The following is a 15404-nucleotide window of genomic DNA, read 5'->3' as shown; positions in this document are numbered from 1 at the left end:
ACGTCTTCGAGTCCCCGGGTCGCAACCATCCCGTAGTGCACATCTAGCAGTGTCCGCCTGCCGATCCGGCAGTCGTGCACCGCACCTCCGAGATCCTCTCCTGCAGCGATTCTGCGCAGGCGAGAGGCAGCGGGGTGTGAGCAGCTCTGCCCCGCCGTTCCGAGCGGGGGAGCGAAAGGAAACCATCCAGTGACCGACGTCAGCAACTCCGCGTCCATCGACCGCACCACCGAGCTCGGCGCCATGCGCCTGCCCCAGCTGCAGGCACTCGCCTCGTCGCTCGGCATCAGCGGTCTCTCCAAGCTCCGCAAGGGCGACCTCGTGGCCGCCATCGCCGCGACCGAGGCCAGCGCCTCGACCGGCACCGTCGAGGCCCCCGCCGTCAGCGAGACCGAGATCCCCGCGGCCGCCGAGAGCATCGACACCGTCGACCCCACGACCGAGGCGGCTCAGCCGACCCTCGACGTGGCACCCGCCGCCGAGGCGCCCGCCGTCGAGGCTCCGTCGTCCGTCGCCGTCGAGGCTCCGGCCGCTCAGGCACCCGCCGCCAAGCGTCGCGGTTCGCGTCGTGCGTCGTCAGCCGCCGGCGCCCCCGCTCAGCGCGGGGCCGTCGACCACGTGAACGCCACCGAGACCGGCACCGAGCCGATCGTCGAGAGCACCGAGGCTCCCGTCGAGACCGCCCCCGCCGTCTCGGGCGCCGACCAGGCATCGTCCGCGACCGCAGCCGCGGCGACCACCGCCGAGTCGAGCGCGGCGCCCGCCGTCGCAGCCGACGAGACCCCCGCCGAGCGCCCCACGCGCAGCCGCCGCGGCTCGCGTCGCGCGACCGACGCCAGCGTGGCCGCCGCGCAGGCCCCCCAGCAGGACGACGCAGCGCAGGCTCCCGGCAGCGCCCCCGAGGCCGGCACCGCCGCGCAGGGCGTCACGGACGGCGCCGAGCAGCAGAGCGGTGCCGAGCAGCAGGGCTCCGACGAGCAGGGCGGCGACCAGCAGAACGGTCAGCAGGGCGGCGGGCGTCGCAGCCGCAACCGCAACCGCGGCGACCGGAAGAACGGCCAGAACGGCCAGCAGAACGGTCAGAACGCTCAGGGTGGTCAGCAGAACGGCCAGAACGGCCAGGCCGACGCCCCTCGCGTCGACGAGCAGCCCAAGCAGAACGGCGCCGACAAGAACGACGGTGCACGGGGCGACCAGCAGTCCGCGGGCGCTCAGGGCAACGGGCCCCAGGGCAACGGCCAGCAGAACGACGAGGGCGGCCGTCAGGGCCGTGGTCGTCAGCGTGATCGCAAGCGCGGTCGCGGCGCCACGCAGAACGACGAGTTCGAGCCCGAGATCACCGAGGACGACGTCCTGATCCCCGTCGCGGGCATCCTCGACGTCCTCGAGAACTACGCGTTCGTCCGCACGACGGGCTACCTGCCCGGCGCCAGCGACGTCTACGTGTCGCTCGGTCAGGTCAAGAAGTACTTCCTCCGCAAGGGCGACGCGGTCGTCGGCGCCATCCGCCAGCCCCGTGAGGGCGAGCAGGGTCAGGGCCGTCAGAAGTACAACGCCATCGTGCGCATCGACTCGATCAACGGCCAGCCCGTCGAGGAGGCCGCCAAGCGCGTCGAGTTCAACAAGCTGACGCCGCTCTACCCGCAGGAGCGCCTCCGTCTCGAGACCGAGCCGCAGAAGCTGTCGACGCGCATCATCGACCTCGTCGCGCCCATCGGCAAGGGTCAGCGCGGTCTGATCGTCTCGCCGCCCAAGGCCGGCAAGACGCTCGTGCTGCAGGCGATCGCCAACTCGATCGCGAAGAACAACCCCGAGGTCCACCTCATGGTCGTGCTCGTCGACGAGCGCCCCGAAGAGGTCACCGACATGCAGCGGACGGTCAAGGGCGAGGTCATCGCGTCGACGTTCGACCGACCCGCCGAAGACCACACGACGGTCGCCGAGCTGGCCATCGAGCGTGCCAAGCGCCTCGTCGAGCTGGGTCACGACGTGGTCGTGCTCCTCGACTCGATCACGCGTCTGGGTCGTGCCTACAACCTGTCGGCACCGGCCTCGGGTCGCGTTCTCTCGGGCGGCGTCGACTCGTCGGCCCTCTACCCGCCGAAGCGCTTCTTCGGTGCCGCTCGCAACATCGAGAACGGCGGCTCGCTCACCATCCTCGCGACCGCGCTCGTCGAGACCGGTTCCAAGATGGACGAGGTGATCTTCGAGGAGTTCAAGGGCACCGGCAACATGGAGCTCCGCCTGTCGCGTCACCTGGCCGACAAGCGCATCTTCCCGGCCGTCGACGTCAACGCGTCCGGCACGCGCCGTGAAGAGATGCTCCTCAGCCCCGACGAGGTCAAGATCACCTGGCGTCTGCGCCGGGCCCTCGCCGGTCTCGACCAGCAGAAGGCCCTCGAGATCGTGCTCGGCAACCTCCGCGAGACGCAGAGCAACGTCGAGTTCCTCGTGCAGGTCCAGAAGTCGGTCCCGGCGAACGGCCACGACAACGGCCACAAGGAGCACTAACAGTGTTCGAGTCGGTGGCGGTGCTGCTGGCCGAGCACGACGCTCTGCAGACCCAGCTCAGTGATCCCGCCGTCCACGCCGATGCGGCGCGGGCCAAGAAGATCAACCGGCGCTACGCCGAGCTCAGTCGGATCGTGGCGGCGCACACGGCCTGGCAGCAGGCCGGCGACGACCTCGAGGCGGCGCGCGAGCTCGCCAAAGAGGACGCCGCCTTCGCGGACGAGGTGCCGGCCCTCGAGCAGGGGCTCGACGAGGCTCAAGAGCGCTTGAGGCGCCTCCTGATCCCGCGCGACCCCGACGACGGTCGCGACGTGATCATGGAGATTAAGGGCGGCGAAGGAGGCGCGGAGAGCGCTCTGTTCGCCGCCGACCTCCTGCGCATGTACCTGCACTTCGCCGAATCGCGCGGGTGGAAGACCGAGATGATCCAGAGCGACGACTCCGACCTGGGCGGCTACAAGAACGTGCAGATCGCGATCAAGTCGAACGCGAGCGACCCCTCGCAGGGCGTGTGGGCGCACCTGAAGTACGAAGGCGGCGTGCACCGCGTCCAGCGCGTGCCGGCCACCGAGTCTCAGGGCCGCATCCACACGTCGACCACGGGTGTCCTCGTGTTCCCTGAGGTCGATGCGCCCGAAGAGGTCGACATCAACCAGAACGACCTCAAGATCGACGTGTACCGCTCGAGCGGCCCCGGCGGGCAGTCGGTCAACACGACCGACTCCGCCGTCCGCATCACGCACCTGCCGACGGGCATCGTCGTGGCGATGCAGAACGAGAAGAGCCAGCTGCAGAACCGCGAGGCCGGCATGCGCGTCCTCCGGGCCCGCATCCTGGCGCGCCAGCAGGAGGAGCAGGCGGCGATCGCCTCCGACGCCCGCAAGAGCCAGATCCGGGGGATGGACCGCTCCGAGCGGATCCGCACCTACAACTTCCCCGAGAACCGCATCGCCGATCACCGCACCGGGTACAAGGCCTACAACCTCGACGCCGTCATGGACGGCGCTCTCGGGGCGGTCGTCGACTCGTGCATCCAGGCCGACGAGGAGGCCCGACTGGCCGAGATCGGCGACACCGCGTCGTGAGCGACACCATCTCGGGCGCCTTCGCGACCGTGAGCACCGTCGACGCGGCCCTGGCGGCCGCCGAGACGGTCCTCACGGCGGCGGGTGTCCCGAGCCCCGCCGTCGACGCCGAGCTGCTCGTCGCGCACGTCACGGATCTGGGTCGCGGGGTCGTCCGGGCCAAGGCGGTGACACGCGCGCCCCTGGCGGAGGGCGACGTCGACGCACTCGCCGCGCTCGTCGTGCGCCGCGCCTCCCGCGAGCCCCTGCAGCACATCACGGGCACCGCCGCGTTCCGGGGGATGACCCTCGCGGTCGGGCCCGGCGTGTTCGTTCCGCGCCCCGAGACGGAGGGCGTCGCGCAGATCGCCGTCGACGCGCTGCGCGCGGTCGCGTCCCCCCAGCCGATCGCCGTCGATCTCGGCACGGGCAGCGGGGCGCTCGCTCTCGCGCTCGCCACCGAGGTGCCGCACTCCCTCGTCTCGGCGGTGGAGCTGTCGCCCGAGGCAGCCGTCTGGACCCGCCGCAACATCACCTCCGTCGGCGCCGAGAACGTGCGCCTCGTGGAGGGCGACCTCGCCGACGCGCTGCCCGAGCTCGACGGCTCGGTCGACGTCGTGGTCTCCAACCCGCCGTACGTGCCGATCGGCATGATCCCGCGCGACCCCGAGGTGCGGCTGCACGACCCGGCGCTCGCGCTCTTCGGGGGCGACGACGGGCTCGTCGTGGTCCGGTCGCTCTCGCTCACGGCACGTCGTCTGCTGCGACCCGGGGGAGTCCTCGTGATCGAGCACGGCGAACTCCAAGGAGGCGCGATCCGGGCGATCCTGCAGGCCGACGGATGGCGCGGGGCCACCACCACGACCGACCTCACGGGGCGCGACCGCGCGACCACGGCGGTGCGCTGAGCGGGCTCTGCGGTCCGTCGCACTACTATCGACAGGTCATGGCCTCTCTCTACGACTGCTCCGTCGACTCCGAACTGCTCGCCGGCATGCGCTTCGCGCGCGCCGCCATCGGGCGCGGTGAGCTCGTCGTCCTGCCCACCGACACGGTCTACGGCGTCGGCGCCGACGCGTTCGACCCCGCCGCGGTCCAGCGCCTGCTCGACGCGAAGGGTCGCGGGCGTCAGTCGCCGCCGCCCGTGCTGATCAAGGGGCTCGACACGCTCGCGGCCCTCACCGAGTCCGTCCCCGACGTCGTGCGGCCGCTGCTCGACGAGTTCTGGCCCGGGCCGCTGACGGTCATCTTCCGCGCGCAGCCCTCCCTCACCTGGGATCTCGGCGAGACCCGAGGCACCGTCGCCCTGCGCATGCCGAGTCACCCGCTGGCCCTCGAGCTGCTCGAAGAGACCGGCCCGCTGGCCGTCTCGAGCGCGAACCTCACGGGTCGGCCCGCGGCGACGACGGCGGCCGACGCCCGCGACATGCTCGGCGACTCGGTCTCCGTCTACCTCGACGCCGCCACCGTCGGATCGGACTACGAGCGGCGCCCGGGGGCGAACACCGGCTCGACGATCGTCGATGCGACCGCCGCCGAAGACGGCGTCCTCCGGATCGTCCGGCACGGCGTGCTCGCCGACACCGAGATCACGCGCGTCGTCGGAGTCGACGCGATCGCGTGAGGTACTACCTGCTCGCGATGGCCATCGCGGCGGCGGTCAGCTTCGTCATGTCGGTGGTGGCCTGGCGGGTCGGCCTCAAGTACAAGATCTATCCCACCATCCGCGAACGCGACGTCCACAAGACGCCGACCCCTCGACTCGGCGGCGTCGCGATGTACGCCGGCGTGGTCGTGGCGCTGCTCTCCGCCTGGCTGATCTTCCCGCTCATCTCCGGTGTCGACTACTTCCGCCTCGTGTTCGCCGACGCCGGTCCACCGCTGGCGATCATCGCGGCGGCGACGATCATCGTCGTCATCGGCGTGGTCGACGACCTCTACGACCTCGACTGGATGACGAAGCTCGCCGGGCAGATCATCGCAGCGGGGGTCCTGGCCTGGCAGGGCGTCCAGCTGGTCTCGCTTCCCCTCGGCGGCAGCCTGGCCATCGGCTCGCCCTACATGTCGCTCATCCTCACCATCCTCGCGGTGGTGCTCGTGATGAACGCCGTCAACTTCATCGACGGCCTCGACGGTCTGGTCGCGGGGGTGGCCATCGTCGCCAACGGAGTGTTCTTCGTCTACAGCTTCGTCATCTCGATCACGATCGGTCAGACCGAGTACTTCAACCTGGCGGCGCTGATCTCCGCCGTGCTGATCGGCGCCTGCCTCGGCTTCCTGCCGCTGAACTGGCACCCGGCCCGACTCTTCATGGGCGATGCGGGCGCCCTGCTGACGGGGCTCCTCATGGCGACGAGCGCCATCTCGGTGACGGGTCAGATCGACCCGGCGCAGATCTCACGGACGGCGCTCCTGCCGGCCTTCATCCCGATCCTGCTCCCGTTCGCCATCCTCATCGTGCCGCTGCTCGACTTCGGGCTCGCGGTCCTCCGCCGGGTGAGCGCCGGCAAGTCTCCCTTCAGCGCCGATCGGAAGCATCTGCACCACCGCCTCCTCGACATGGGCCACTCGCATTTCCAGGCCGTCCTGATCTTCTACGCCTGGACGGTCGTCGTCGCCGTCGGCTGCCTGATGTTCCTCTTCGTCAAGCCCACGTACTTCGTCATCGTGTTCCTCTGCGTCGGGCTCGTGGCCTGCACCGCCGCGACGCTCGCACCGCTCAGCCGACGCAAGCGCGTCGAGATGGCCGTCCAGACGACTCCGCGTGATGACCTCGAGGTCAGCGAATCCGGTCGCTTCGACCCGCTCGATGAAGCGGCCTCCGCGCTCGACCCCGCCGATACCGACACGGCCGCACAGGCCGCCGTCCCGGAACTCTCACCCCCGAAGGAACGACCATGAACGACGCCCGATCGATCTTCGTGCAGGTGCTGCGCTACACGGCCGTGCTGGCCCTCGTCATCGCCGTCGTCGGAGGAGGCGCGGGTTACCTCGCCGCCGGCACCGACGGCCTGTACAGCGCCCTGCTCGGAACAGCCCTCGCCGTGCTCTTCGCGGGCATCACGGCCGCCAGCATGCTCGTGGCGATCCGCTTCGAGCTCGCCGCCTTCTTCGGCATCGTGATGGGCGCGTGGCTCCTCAAGCTCGTCATCTTCATCGTCCTCCTCGTGCTCGTGCGCGATCAGCCGTTCGTGGACGACGTGGTGCTGTTCCTGTCGCTCGTGGTCTCGATCATCGGGACGCTCGCGATCGACGCCCTGGTGGTCGTGAGGGGGCGTCTGTCGCACGTGAGCGACGCGTCGCTGCCCCCGGCGCCACGCGACTGACAGCAGACCCTTGCAGACCTGCCAGCGAACACTGCAGCGGGTGAAATAAGCTCAGCCGATTCGTCTCTGCGGTCCATACCTTGGTAGGGTTATCTCCGTTCCCCGGCCGCGATTCTCTGCGGGTTATCGGATGACAAACCCACCAATCGTCGCGACACTTCAGGGTGCTCGCCCCGACACAGGAGATAGCGCTGATAGCGAACGCTGTGAACCTGCTCTCCGCCGCCGATGCCGGCCACGGAGACGGGGGATTCCACGCCCCGACTCTTGACGAGTTCTTCCCGCCCGCCATCTTCTTCGAGGGCACGCCCTTCGAACTGAACCGCATCATGCTGGTCCGCCTCTTCGCGATCGCCGTCATGCTGCTGCTGTTCTGGCTGGCTCTCCGCAAGGGCCGGCTCATCCCGTCCCGTGGGCAGAGCATCGCCGAACTGGGCCTCGACTTCGTCCGCATCCAGATCGTCGAGGAGATCCTCGGCGAACGACTCGGTCGCAAGTACCTGCCGATCCTGGCCGCGATGTTCTTCGGCATCTTCGCCATGAACATCACCGGCATCATCCCGGGGCTCAACATCGCCGGCACGTCCGTCGTCGCCATGCCGCTGCTGCTGGCCGTCGTCGCGTACATCATGTTCATCTACGCCGGCATCCGCGAGGCGGGTACGGGCACGTTCTTCCGCAACGCGCTCTTCCCGCCCGGTGTCCCGTGGCCGATGTACATCCTGCTGACGCCGATCGAGTTCATCAACATCTTCATCGTGCGTCCGATCTCGCTCGCCCTCCGACTCCTGTTGAACATGATGGTCGGACACCTCCTGCTGGTGCTCTGCTTCGCGGCGACGCACTTCTTCTTCTTCAGCATGAGCGGCGGGTTCATGGCCTTCGGCGCCCTGACCCTCATCGGCGGCTTCGTGATGACCATCGTCGAGATGGCCGTCGCGATCCTGCAGGCCTACGTCTTCACACTCCTCGCCTCGGTCTACATCCAACAGGCTGCGGCGAAAGAACACTAAGAACGACGACGGCGTCCGTCGACCGACGGACACCGCCCAACCGGAAGGAAACACAAGTGGACACCACCACGATCCTCGCTGAGATCAACGGCAACATCGCGACCGTCGGCTACGGCCTCGCTGCGATCGGCCCCGGTATCGGTATCGGCATCGTCGCGGGCAAGACCGTCGAAGCCATGGCTCGTCAGCCCGAGCTCGCCGGCCGCCTCCAGGTCACCATGTTCCTGGGTATCGCATTCACCGAGCTGCTGGGCTTCATCGGCCTCGCCGCCGGCTTCATCTTCTCCTGATCAGTTAGGACGACACACCGATGATCGAGACGATCCTCGCGGCCGAAGGCGGCGCGCCCGAAGGGGCTGCCATCTTCTTCCCCGCCGATTACGACATCCTCTGGTCCCTCGTCGTCTTCGTGGTCATCGCTGCGTTCTTCGGGATCTTCGCGATCCCCAGGTTCCGCAAGATCCTCGACGAGCGCGCCGAGAAGATCGAGGGTGGCATCAAGCACGCCGAGGCCGCTCAGGCCGAGGCCGCCGTGGCCCTCGACGAGTACAAGAAGCAGCTCGCGGACGCTCGGGCCGAGGCTGCGCGCATCCGTGAGGCGGCGCGTGCCGAGGGCAACGAGATCCTCGCCGAGATCAAGCAGCAGGCTCAGGCCGACGCCGATCGCATCACAGCATCTGCACACGCCCAGATCGAGGCCGAGCGCCAGGCCGCCGTGGCCTCCCTCCGGGCCGAGGTCGGATCGCTCGCGATCGACCTCGCGTCGGGTGTCATCGGCGAGTCGCTCAACGACGACGCCAAGGCGTCGGCAGTCGTCGACCGCTTCCTGGCCGACCTCGAAGCCGACCAGAACGCTAAGGCGGGCAGCTGACGATGGGTTCCATGTCCCGAGAGGCCCTCGGGTCGGCACGGTCCGTCCTCTCCGATCTGGGTGGGGCGGCCGACCTGGCCACCGGCGAGCAGCTGCTCGACGCTGGCCGGGTCATCGGCGGCTCGGTGCAGCTGCAGGCCTACTTCGCCGATCCGTCGACAGACGTCGTCGTCAAGAAGCAGCTCGTGGACCGGCTCTTCGGCTCGTTCTCCGAGGCGGCACGGGCCCTGCTCGTGTCGGTCGTCGGCAGCCGGTGGTCGTCGTCCCGCGATCTGCTCGCCGGCATCGAAGAACTCGGGTTCCGGGTGATCGCACTCAGCGCCCCCGGCGACAGCGGCATCGAGAACGAGCTCTTCGCGTTCGACGCCGTCGTCCGATCCGACGCTCAGCTCGAGCTGGCCATCGGAACCAAGCTCAGCGACGCGTCGTCGAAGGCGGGCCTCGTCCAGCGTCTGCTGGGCGACAAGGCGAGTCCTCAGACGCTCGCCATCGTGTCGCACCTCGTGCGCCAGCCTCGCGGTCGGCGCATCGGCGAGCTGCTCCGCACGGCCGCCGACATCGTCGCCGACCAGTCCGACCAGCTCGTGGCCACCGTGACGAGTGCGACCCGGCTCGACTCGTCGCATGTCGCTCGTCTCGAGGCGGGGCTCGCGCGCCAGTTCGGGCGTAATCTCCGCATCAACCAGGTCATCGACCCGGCCATCATCGGCGGTCTGCGTGTGCAGGTCGGCGACGAGGTCATCGACGGGACCGTCGCTACGAAGCTGAGTCTCCTCCGACTCCAGCTCGCCGGTTAGACGCGACCTCCCCCACACAGACTCGAGGCCTCCTGAAGCCTCGCTACGAATAGGAATCACAATGGCAGACATCAAGATCAGCCCCGATGAGATTCGCGACGCGCTGAAGGACTTCGTCTCGTCGTACGACCCGTCGAAGGCCTCCACCACGGAGGTCGGCCACGTCACGGACGCCGCCGACGGCATCGCGCACGTCGAGGGTCTCCCGGGCGTCATGGCGAACGAGCTCATCCGCTTCGCGGACGGCACCCAGGGCCTTGCCCAGAACCTCGACGAAGACGAGATCGGCGCGATCGTCCTCGGCGAGTTCTCCGGCATCGAAGAGGGCATGGAGGTCACCCGCACGGGAGAGGTCCTCTCGGTCCCCGTCGGTGACGGTTACCTCGGCCGCGTCGTCGACCCGCTCGGCGCCCCGATCGACGGACTCGGCGACATCGCGACCGAGGGTCGTCGTGCTCTCGAGCTCCAGGCTCCCGGCGTCATGCAGCGCAAGTCGGTCCACGAGCCCATGCAGACCGGCATCAAGGCCATCGACGCCATGATCCCCGTCGGCCGCGGCCAGCGTCAGCTGATCATCGGCGACCGCCAGACCGGCAAGACCGCCATCGCCATCGACACCATCATCAACCAGAAGGCGAACTGGGAGTCCGGCGACGAGACCAAGCAGGTGCGCTGCATCTACGTGGCCATCGGTCAGAAGGGCTCGACGATCGCCTCCGTCAAGGGTGCGCTCGAAGAGGCCGGCGCCATGGAGTACACGACCATCGTCGCCGCTCCCGCCTCCGACCCCGCCGGCTTCAAGTACCTCGCGCCCTACACGGGCTCGGCCATCGGCCAGCACTGGATGTACAGCGGCAAGCACGTCCTCATCATCTTCGATGACCTGTCGAAGCAGGCCGAGGCGTACCGCGCCGTGTCGCTCCTGCTGCGTCGTCCGCCGGGCCGCGAGGCGTACCCCGGCGACGTCTTCTACCTGCACTCGCGTCTGCTCGAGCGTTGCGCGAAGCTCTCCGACGAGCTGGGTGCCGGTTCGATGACGGGTCTGCCCATCATCGAGACCAAGGCGAACGACGTGTCGGCGTACATCCCGACCAACGTGATCTCGATCACCGACGGTCAGATCTTCCTGCAGTCCGACCTGTTCAACGCGAACCAGCGCCCCGCCGTCGACGTCGGCATCTCGGTGTCGCGTGTCGGTGGTGACGCTCAGGTCAAGTCGATCAAGAAGGTCTCGGGCACGCTGAAGCTCGAACTGGCGCAGTACCGGTCGCTCGAGGCGTTCGCGATGTTCGCATCCGACCTCGACGCTGCCAGCCGTCGCCAGCTCGCCCGTGGTGCGCGTCTGACCGAGCTGCTCAAGCAGCCGCAGTACTCGCCCTACCCCGTCGAAGAGCAGGTCGTCTCGATCTGGGCCGGTACCAACGGCAAGCTCGACGAGGTCCCCGTCCCCGACATCCTCCGGTTCGAGCGCGAGCTGCTCGACTACATGGGTCGCAACACCGACGTGCTGAGCAAGCTGCGCGACACGAACGTGCTGAGCGACGACATCGTCTCGGCCCTCGACTCGGGCATCGACTCGTTCAAGCAGGAGTTCCAGACGGGTGAGGGCAAGCCCCTCGCCTCCGTCGGGCGCGAAGAGTTCACGGCCACCGACGCCGACGACGTCAACCAGGAGAAGATCGTCAAGACGAAGCGCTGACGCGCTCTTCGACGATCACGACTGACGAGACAACAGGAGAACAATGGGAGCCCAACTCAGGGTCTACCGACAGAGGATCCGCTCGGCGCAGACGACCAAGAAGGTCACGCGCGCCATGGAGCTCATCTCCGCGTCGCGCATCCAGAAGGCGCAGGCGCGGATGAAGTCCTCGGGTCCGTATTCGCGGGCCATCACGCGGGCGGTGTCGGCCGTGGCGACGTTCTCGGACGTCGATCACATCCTCACCACCGAGCCCGCGACGATCGAGCGCGCTGCGATCGTCGTCTTCACGTCCGACCGTGGTCTCAACGGCGCGTTCAGCTCGAACACGCTGAAGGAGAGCGAGCAGCTCGCCGAGCTGCTGCGCAGCCAGGGCAAGGACGTCGTCTTCTACATCGTCGGTCGGAAGGCTCAGAACTACTTCGCCTTCCGCAAGCGCGATGCGGAGCAGATCTGGACGGGCAACACCGACCAGCCCGAGTTCGCGACGGCGAAGGAGATCGGCGACGCGGTCGTCGGCAAGTTCCTCACCGAGGCGGCCGAGGGCGGCGTCGACGAGATCCACATCGTCTACAACCGCTTCGTGAACATGGTCAGCCAGGTCCCCGAGGTCGTCCGGCTCCTTCCCCTGGAGGTCGTGGAGGGCATCGAAGAGCCTGCTGACGACGAGGTGCTCCCGCTCTACGACTTCGAGCCGGATCCGACGGAGGTGCTGGACGCGCTTCTGCCCGTCTACATCGAGAGCCGCATCTTCAACGCCATGCTCCAGTCCGCGGCTTCCGAGCACGCGGCCCGTCAGAAGGCCATGAAGGCGGCGAGCGACAACGCCGACACCCTCATCCGCGACTTCACCCGTCTGGCGAACAACGCCCGACAGGCCGAGATCACGCAGCAGATCTCCGAGATCGTGGGCGGCGCCGACGCCCTCAGCTCGGCCAAGTAGATCTGCACCCCAGTTTCATCATCCGAAGAGAGAGAAGCCATGACTGACACCGCAACCGCGCCGGTCGCGACCGAGTCGGCTCCCGGCGTCGGGCGAATCGCCCGGGTCACGGGCCCCGTCGTCGACATCGAGTTCCCGCACGACGCCATCCCGGGCGTCTACAACGCGCTCAAGACCACGATCACCATCGGCGACACGACCAGCGAGCTGACGCTCGAGGTCGCGCAGCACCTCGGTGACGACCTCGTCCGCGCCATCGCGCTGAAGCCCACCGACGGCCTCGTCCGTGGCCAGGACGTCACCGACACGGGCGGCCCCATCTCCGTTCCCGTCGGCGACGTCACCAAGGGCAAGGTCTTCAGCGTCACGGGCGACATCCTGAACCTCGAGGGCGACGAGCAGATCGAGATCACGGAGCGCTGGCCGATCCACCGCAAGCCCCCGGCCTTCGACCAGCTCGAGTCGAAGACGCAGCTCTTCGAGACCGGCATCAAGTCCATCGACCTCCTGACACCGTACGTCCAGGGTGGGAAGATCGGCCTCTTCGGTGGGGCCGGCGTCGGCAAGACCGTCCTCATCCAGGAGATGATCCAGCGCGTCGCGCAGGACCACGGTGGAGTCTCCGTGTTCGCCGGTGTCGGTGAGCGGACCCGCGAGGGCAACGACCTCATCGCCGAGATGGAAGAAGCGGGTGTCTTCGACAAGACGGCCCTCGTCTTCGGCCAGATGGACGAGCCGCCGGGAACGCGCCTCCGTGTCGCCCTGTCGGCGCTGACGATGGCGGAGTACTTCCGCGACGTGCAGAAGCAGGACGTCCTGCTCTTCATCGACAACATCTTCCGCTTCACGCAGGCCGGCTCCGAGGTGTCGACCCTCCTCGGTCGCATGCCCTCCGCCGTGGGCTACCAGCCGAACCTCGCCGACGAGATGGGCGTCCTCCAGGAGCGCATCACCTCGACCCGTGGCCACTCGATCACGTCCCTGCAGGCCATCTACGTGCCTGCGGACGACTACACCGACCCGGCCCCGGCGACGACCTTCGCGCACCTCGACGCCACGACCGAGCTCTCCCGTGAGATCGCATCGCAGGGTCTGTACCCCGCGATCGACCCGCTGACCTCGACCAGCCGCATCCTCGACCCCCGCTACCTGGGCGATGCGCACTACAACACGGCCATCCGCGTGAAGGCGATCCTCCAGAAGAACAAGGAGCTCCAGGAGATCATCGCGATCCTCGGTGTCGACGAGCTCTCCGAAGAGGACAAGATCACCGTCTCGCGCGCCCGTCGCATCCAGCAGTTCCTCTCGCAGAACACGTACATGGCGAAGAAGTTCACGGGTGTCGAAGGCTCCACCGTGCCTCTGAAAGAGACCATCGAGTCGTTCACGGCGATCGCCGACGGCGAGTTCGACCACGTGGCGACCCAGGCGTTCTTCAACGTCGGCTCGATCTCCGACGTCGAAGAGAAGTGGGCTCAGATCCAGAAGGAGAACGGCTGATCGTGGCTGCTCTCTCAGTGAGCGTCGTCTCGGCCGACCACGAAGTGTGGTCGGGCGAGGCGTCGTCGATCGTCGCTCGCACCGCCGAGGGTGAGATCGGGATCCTCCCGGGTCACGAGCCCATCCTCGCCATCCTGGCCACAGGTCAGGTGCGCGTCCGGTTGTCCGACGGCACGACCGTCGAGGCCACCGCCGACGACGGGTTCCTGTCCGTCGAGAACGACACGGTCACCGTCGTCGCGCGCAACGCGCAGCTCGTCTGACCCGTTCGTCCTCCGCTACACCGTGTTGTTCCTGCTGCCCCCGTCCGAGACGAAACTCGACGGGGGCAGCAGTGCGTCCAGGCTCGAACTCGACGGCCTCGCCTACCCCGGCCTGACCGGCGTGCGTCGTGACGTGATCGGGCGCCTGTCGCTGTTGGCATCCGACGACGTCGCGGCCCTCTCCGCTCTCAAACTCGGCCCCCGGCAGCTTCACGAAGTCGTCCGCGATCGCGAGATCGAGACCTCTCCGACCATGCGCGCACTGAGCCGATACACGGGTGTGCTGTTCGACCCTCTCGATGCTGCGCACCTGTCTCCGGCCGCCTGGCAATGGGCCCACCGCCACATCCTCGTGCACTCGGCGCTCTTCGGACCGGTGCGTGCCACCGATCTCATCCCCGCGTACCGGCTGTCGCACGACTCCCGACTGCCCGGTGCGTCGCTCCGATCGACCTGGCGCCGACCCGTCTCGGAGGTGCTCGACGACGCCGGCGAATTCGTCGTCGACCTGCGCTCCGAGGGGTACGTCGGGCTCGGGCCCGCGGGCGACCGATCCACCTACATCCGGGTCGTCTCCGACGCAGGCGGTCGTCGGCGGGCGCTGAACCACTTCAACAAGAAGTCGAAGGGGCTTCTCATGGCGGCGCTCCTCGCCGATCGACCGACGCTCGAGACCGCCGTCGACTTCTTCGACTGGTGCCAAGATAACGAGATCGTCGTCGAACCCGGCCACGAGACCCTGCTCGTCGCCGAGACGCTGCTCGAGCGGGAGTCCGTTCAGGTGACCGGCACCGGGCCCTCCCGATAGACGATCCCCTCATGACGGAGCAGCCACTGCTTCGTCTCGACTCCGCTCCCCACCGTGTATCCCGTGACGCCGCCGGTGCGCCCGAGGACGCGATGGCAGGGGATCAGCAGGGGCAGGGGGTTCGCCGCGACGGCCCCGCCGACGGCGCGACCGGCCTGCGGGCTGCCGATCACACCGCCCAGGCGGCCGTAGGTCGTCGTCTCGCCCCACGTGACGTCCGTCAGCGCCGACCATATCGAGCGCTGGAACATCGTGCCGGTCATCCGCAACGGCAGATCGAACCGCCGACGGTGACCGGTGAAGTAGTCGCCGAGCTGACGTCGGGCAGCATGCAGCAGAGCGTCCGGTCGTTCGTCGAGATGATCGTGGGGGAGCGGCCCCGTTCCGGCGACGACGACGCGTTCGACGGCGAAGTGCCGGGTGACGATCTCGATGCGGCCGATGGGGCTGTCCAGTCGGACGAAGCCGACGTCGTCCTCCACGCGGTCGTCGTCCGGTGGGAGTGGAGGCACGAGGACGAGGTCAGGCATGGCGTCACCGTAGGAGGCGCACAGGGGGGCGGGGCGGGACGCGGGCGGGGGGTGTGGACGGATCGCGTCGATCGGCGTC

16 protein-coding genes are annotated in these 15404 nt (G+C 68.3%); 15 read left to right on the top strand and 1 reads right to left on the bottom strand.

Features of this window, described 5'->3' with window-relative positions:
* Window positions 1-189: 189 nt before the first annotated feature.
* The 15 genes from rho to IFT51_RS00635 all read left to right on the top strand — a co-directional run bounded on the left by rho (window position 190) and on the right by IFT51_RS00635 (window position 14795).
* The gene (gene rho / locus IFT51_RS00705; RefSeq protein WP_192058126.1) at window positions 190-2511 is read left to right on the top strand and encodes a transcription termination factor Rho; all 2322 of its coding nucleotides are present in this window, start codon (window positions 190-192) and stop codon (window positions 2509-2511) included.
* Window positions 2512-2513: 2 nt separating this feature from the next.
* Window positions 2514-3596 (top strand): peptide chain release factor 1, encoded by a 1083-nt coding sequence (gene prfA / locus IFT51_RS00700; protein ID WP_192058124.1) that lies wholly within the window; start codon window positions 2514-2516, stop codon window positions 3594-3596.
* Window positions 3593-4483: a peptide chain release factor N(5)-glutamine methyltransferase gene (gene prmC, locus IFT51_RS00695; protein WP_371740632.1), complete on the top strand. Its 891-nt coding sequence runs from the start codon at window positions 3593-3595 to the stop codon at window positions 4481-4483. The genes prfA and prmC overlap by 4 nt, the downstream gene beginning before the upstream one ends.
* 38 nt (window positions 4484-4521) lie before the next feature.
* Window positions 4522-5199, top strand: a complete 678-nt coding sequence (locus IFT51_RS00690; protein WP_192058122.1) for an L-threonylcarbamoyladenylate synthase — start codon at window positions 4522-4524, stop codon at window positions 5197-5199.
* Entirely contained in the window at window positions 5196-6476 is a 1281-nt protein-coding gene (locus IFT51_RS00685; RefSeq protein ID WP_243215125.1) for an MraY family glycosyltransferase, read from the top strand. Before IFT51_RS00690 ends, IFT51_RS00685 begins: the two co-directional genes overlap by 4 nt.
* A complete protein-coding gene (locus IFT51_RS00680) occupies window positions 6473-6901 on the top strand; it encodes a hypothetical protein (protein ID WP_192058120.1) in 429 nt (142 codons plus the stop codon). Before IFT51_RS00685 ends, IFT51_RS00680 begins: the two co-directional genes overlap by 4 nt.
* Window positions 6902-7107: 206 nt before the next feature.
* Window positions 7108-7914 carry a F0F1 ATP synthase subunit A gene (atpB, locus tag IFT51_RS00675; protein ID WP_192058118.1) on the top strand — a complete coding sequence of 269 codons (807 nt, stop codon included), beginning with the start codon at window positions 7108-7110 and terminating at the stop codon, window positions 7912-7914.
* A gap of 56 nt (window positions 7915-7970) precedes the next feature.
* Window positions 7971-8204, top strand: coding sequence for an ATP synthase F0 subunit C (atpE, locus tag IFT51_RS00670; protein ID WP_043594505.1), 234 nt, complete (start codon window positions 7971-7973; stop codon window positions 8202-8204).
* A 20-nt stretch (window positions 8205-8224) separates the two neighbouring features.
* Window positions 8225-8785 (top strand): F0F1 ATP synthase subunit B, encoded by a 561-nt coding sequence (locus tag IFT51_RS00665; protein WP_192058115.1) that lies wholly within the window; start codon window positions 8225-8227, stop codon window positions 8783-8785.
* Between the two features lie 2 nt (window positions 8786-8787).
* Window positions 8788-9582 (top strand): F0F1 ATP synthase subunit delta, encoded by a 795-nt coding sequence (locus IFT51_RS00660; RefSeq protein WP_192058113.1) that lies wholly within the window; start codon window positions 8788-8790, stop codon window positions 9580-9582.
* Window positions 9583-9643: 61 nt separating this feature from the next.
* Window positions 9644-11281, top strand: a complete 1638-nt coding sequence (gene atpA / locus IFT51_RS00655; RefSeq protein ID WP_192058112.1) for a F0F1 ATP synthase subunit alpha — start codon at window positions 9644-9646, stop codon at window positions 11279-11281.
* Window positions 11282-11324: 43 nt separating this feature from the next.
* Complete coding sequence (locus IFT51_RS00650) at window positions 11325-12224, top strand: F0F1 ATP synthase subunit gamma (RefSeq protein ID WP_192058110.1); 900 nt, start codon at window positions 11325-11327, stop codon at window positions 12222-12224.
* 39 nt (window positions 12225-12263) lie between these two features.
* Complete coding sequence (atpD, locus tag IFT51_RS00645; protein ID WP_192058108.1) at window positions 12264-13724, top strand: F0F1 ATP synthase subunit beta; 1461 nt, start codon at window positions 12264-12266, stop codon at window positions 13722-13724.
* A 2-nt stretch (window positions 13725-13726) separates the two neighbouring features.
* The gene (locus tag IFT51_RS00640; RefSeq protein ID WP_192058106.1) at window positions 13727-13987 is read left to right on the top strand and encodes a F0F1 ATP synthase subunit epsilon; all 261 of its coding nucleotides are present in this window, start codon (window positions 13727-13729) and stop codon (window positions 13985-13987) included.
* 22 nt (window positions 13988-14009) lie between these two features.
* Complete coding sequence (locus tag IFT51_RS00635; RefSeq protein ID WP_192058105.1) at window positions 14010-14795, top strand: peroxide stress protein YaaA; 786 nt, start codon at window positions 14010-14012, stop codon at window positions 14793-14795.
* On the opposite strand, the gene IFT51_RS00630 is transcribed toward IFT51_RS00635, so the two are convergent.
* Window positions 14765-15325, bottom strand: a complete 561-nt coding sequence (locus IFT51_RS00630) for a methylated-DNA--[protein]-cysteine S-methyltransferase (protein WP_192058103.1) — start codon at window positions 15323-15325, stop codon at window positions 14765-14767. The two genes, IFT51_RS00635 and IFT51_RS00630, sit on opposite strands and share 31 nt — an antisense overlap.
* Between the last annotated feature and the right edge of the window lie 79 nt (window positions 15326-15404).

The sequence above is a fragment of the Frigoribacterium sp. CFBP 13712 genome, from assembly GCF_014842255.1.
GTDB lineage: Bacteria > Actinomycetota > Actinomycetes > Actinomycetales > Microbacteriaceae > Frigoribacterium.
The sequence above is the reverse complement of the archived record's forward strand: the minus strand, read 5'-3'. Positions and strand labels throughout refer to the sequence as shown.

What these genes read in the sequence shown, in the direction of transcription:
- IFT51_RS00660 (WP_192058113.1), top strand. Translation starts at nt 8,788, where the DNA reads ATGGGTTCCATGTCCCGAGAGGCCCTCGGGTCGGCACGGTCCGTCCTC.
- IFT51_RS00650 (WP_192058110.1), top strand. Translation starts at nt 11,325, where the DNA reads ATGGGAGCCCAACTCAGGGTCTACCGACAGAGGATCCGCTCGGCGCAG.
- IFT51_RS00665 (WP_192058115.1), top strand. Translation starts at nt 8,225, where the DNA reads ATGATCGAGACGATCCTCGCGGCCGAAGGCGGCGCGCCCGAAGGGGCT.
- IFT51_RS00630 (WP_192058103.1), bottom strand. Translation starts at nt 15,325, where the DNA reads ATGCCTGACCTCGTCCTCGTGCCTCCACTCCCACCGGACGACGACCGC.
- atpD (WP_192058108.1), top strand. Translation starts at nt 12,264, where the DNA reads ATGACTGACACCGCAACCGCGCCGGTCGCGACCGAGTCGGCTCCCGGC.
- atpA (WP_192058112.1), top strand. Translation starts at nt 9,644, where the DNA reads ATGGCAGACATCAAGATCAGCCCCGATGAGATTCGCGACGCGCTGAAG.
- IFT51_RS00680 (WP_192058120.1), top strand. Translation starts at nt 6,473, where the DNA reads ATGAACGACGCCCGATCGATCTTCGTGCAGGTGCTGCGCTACACGGCC.
- IFT51_RS00690 (WP_192058122.1), top strand. Translation starts at nt 4,522, where the DNA reads ATGGCCTCTCTCTACGACTGCTCCGTCGACTCCGAACTGCTCGCCGGC.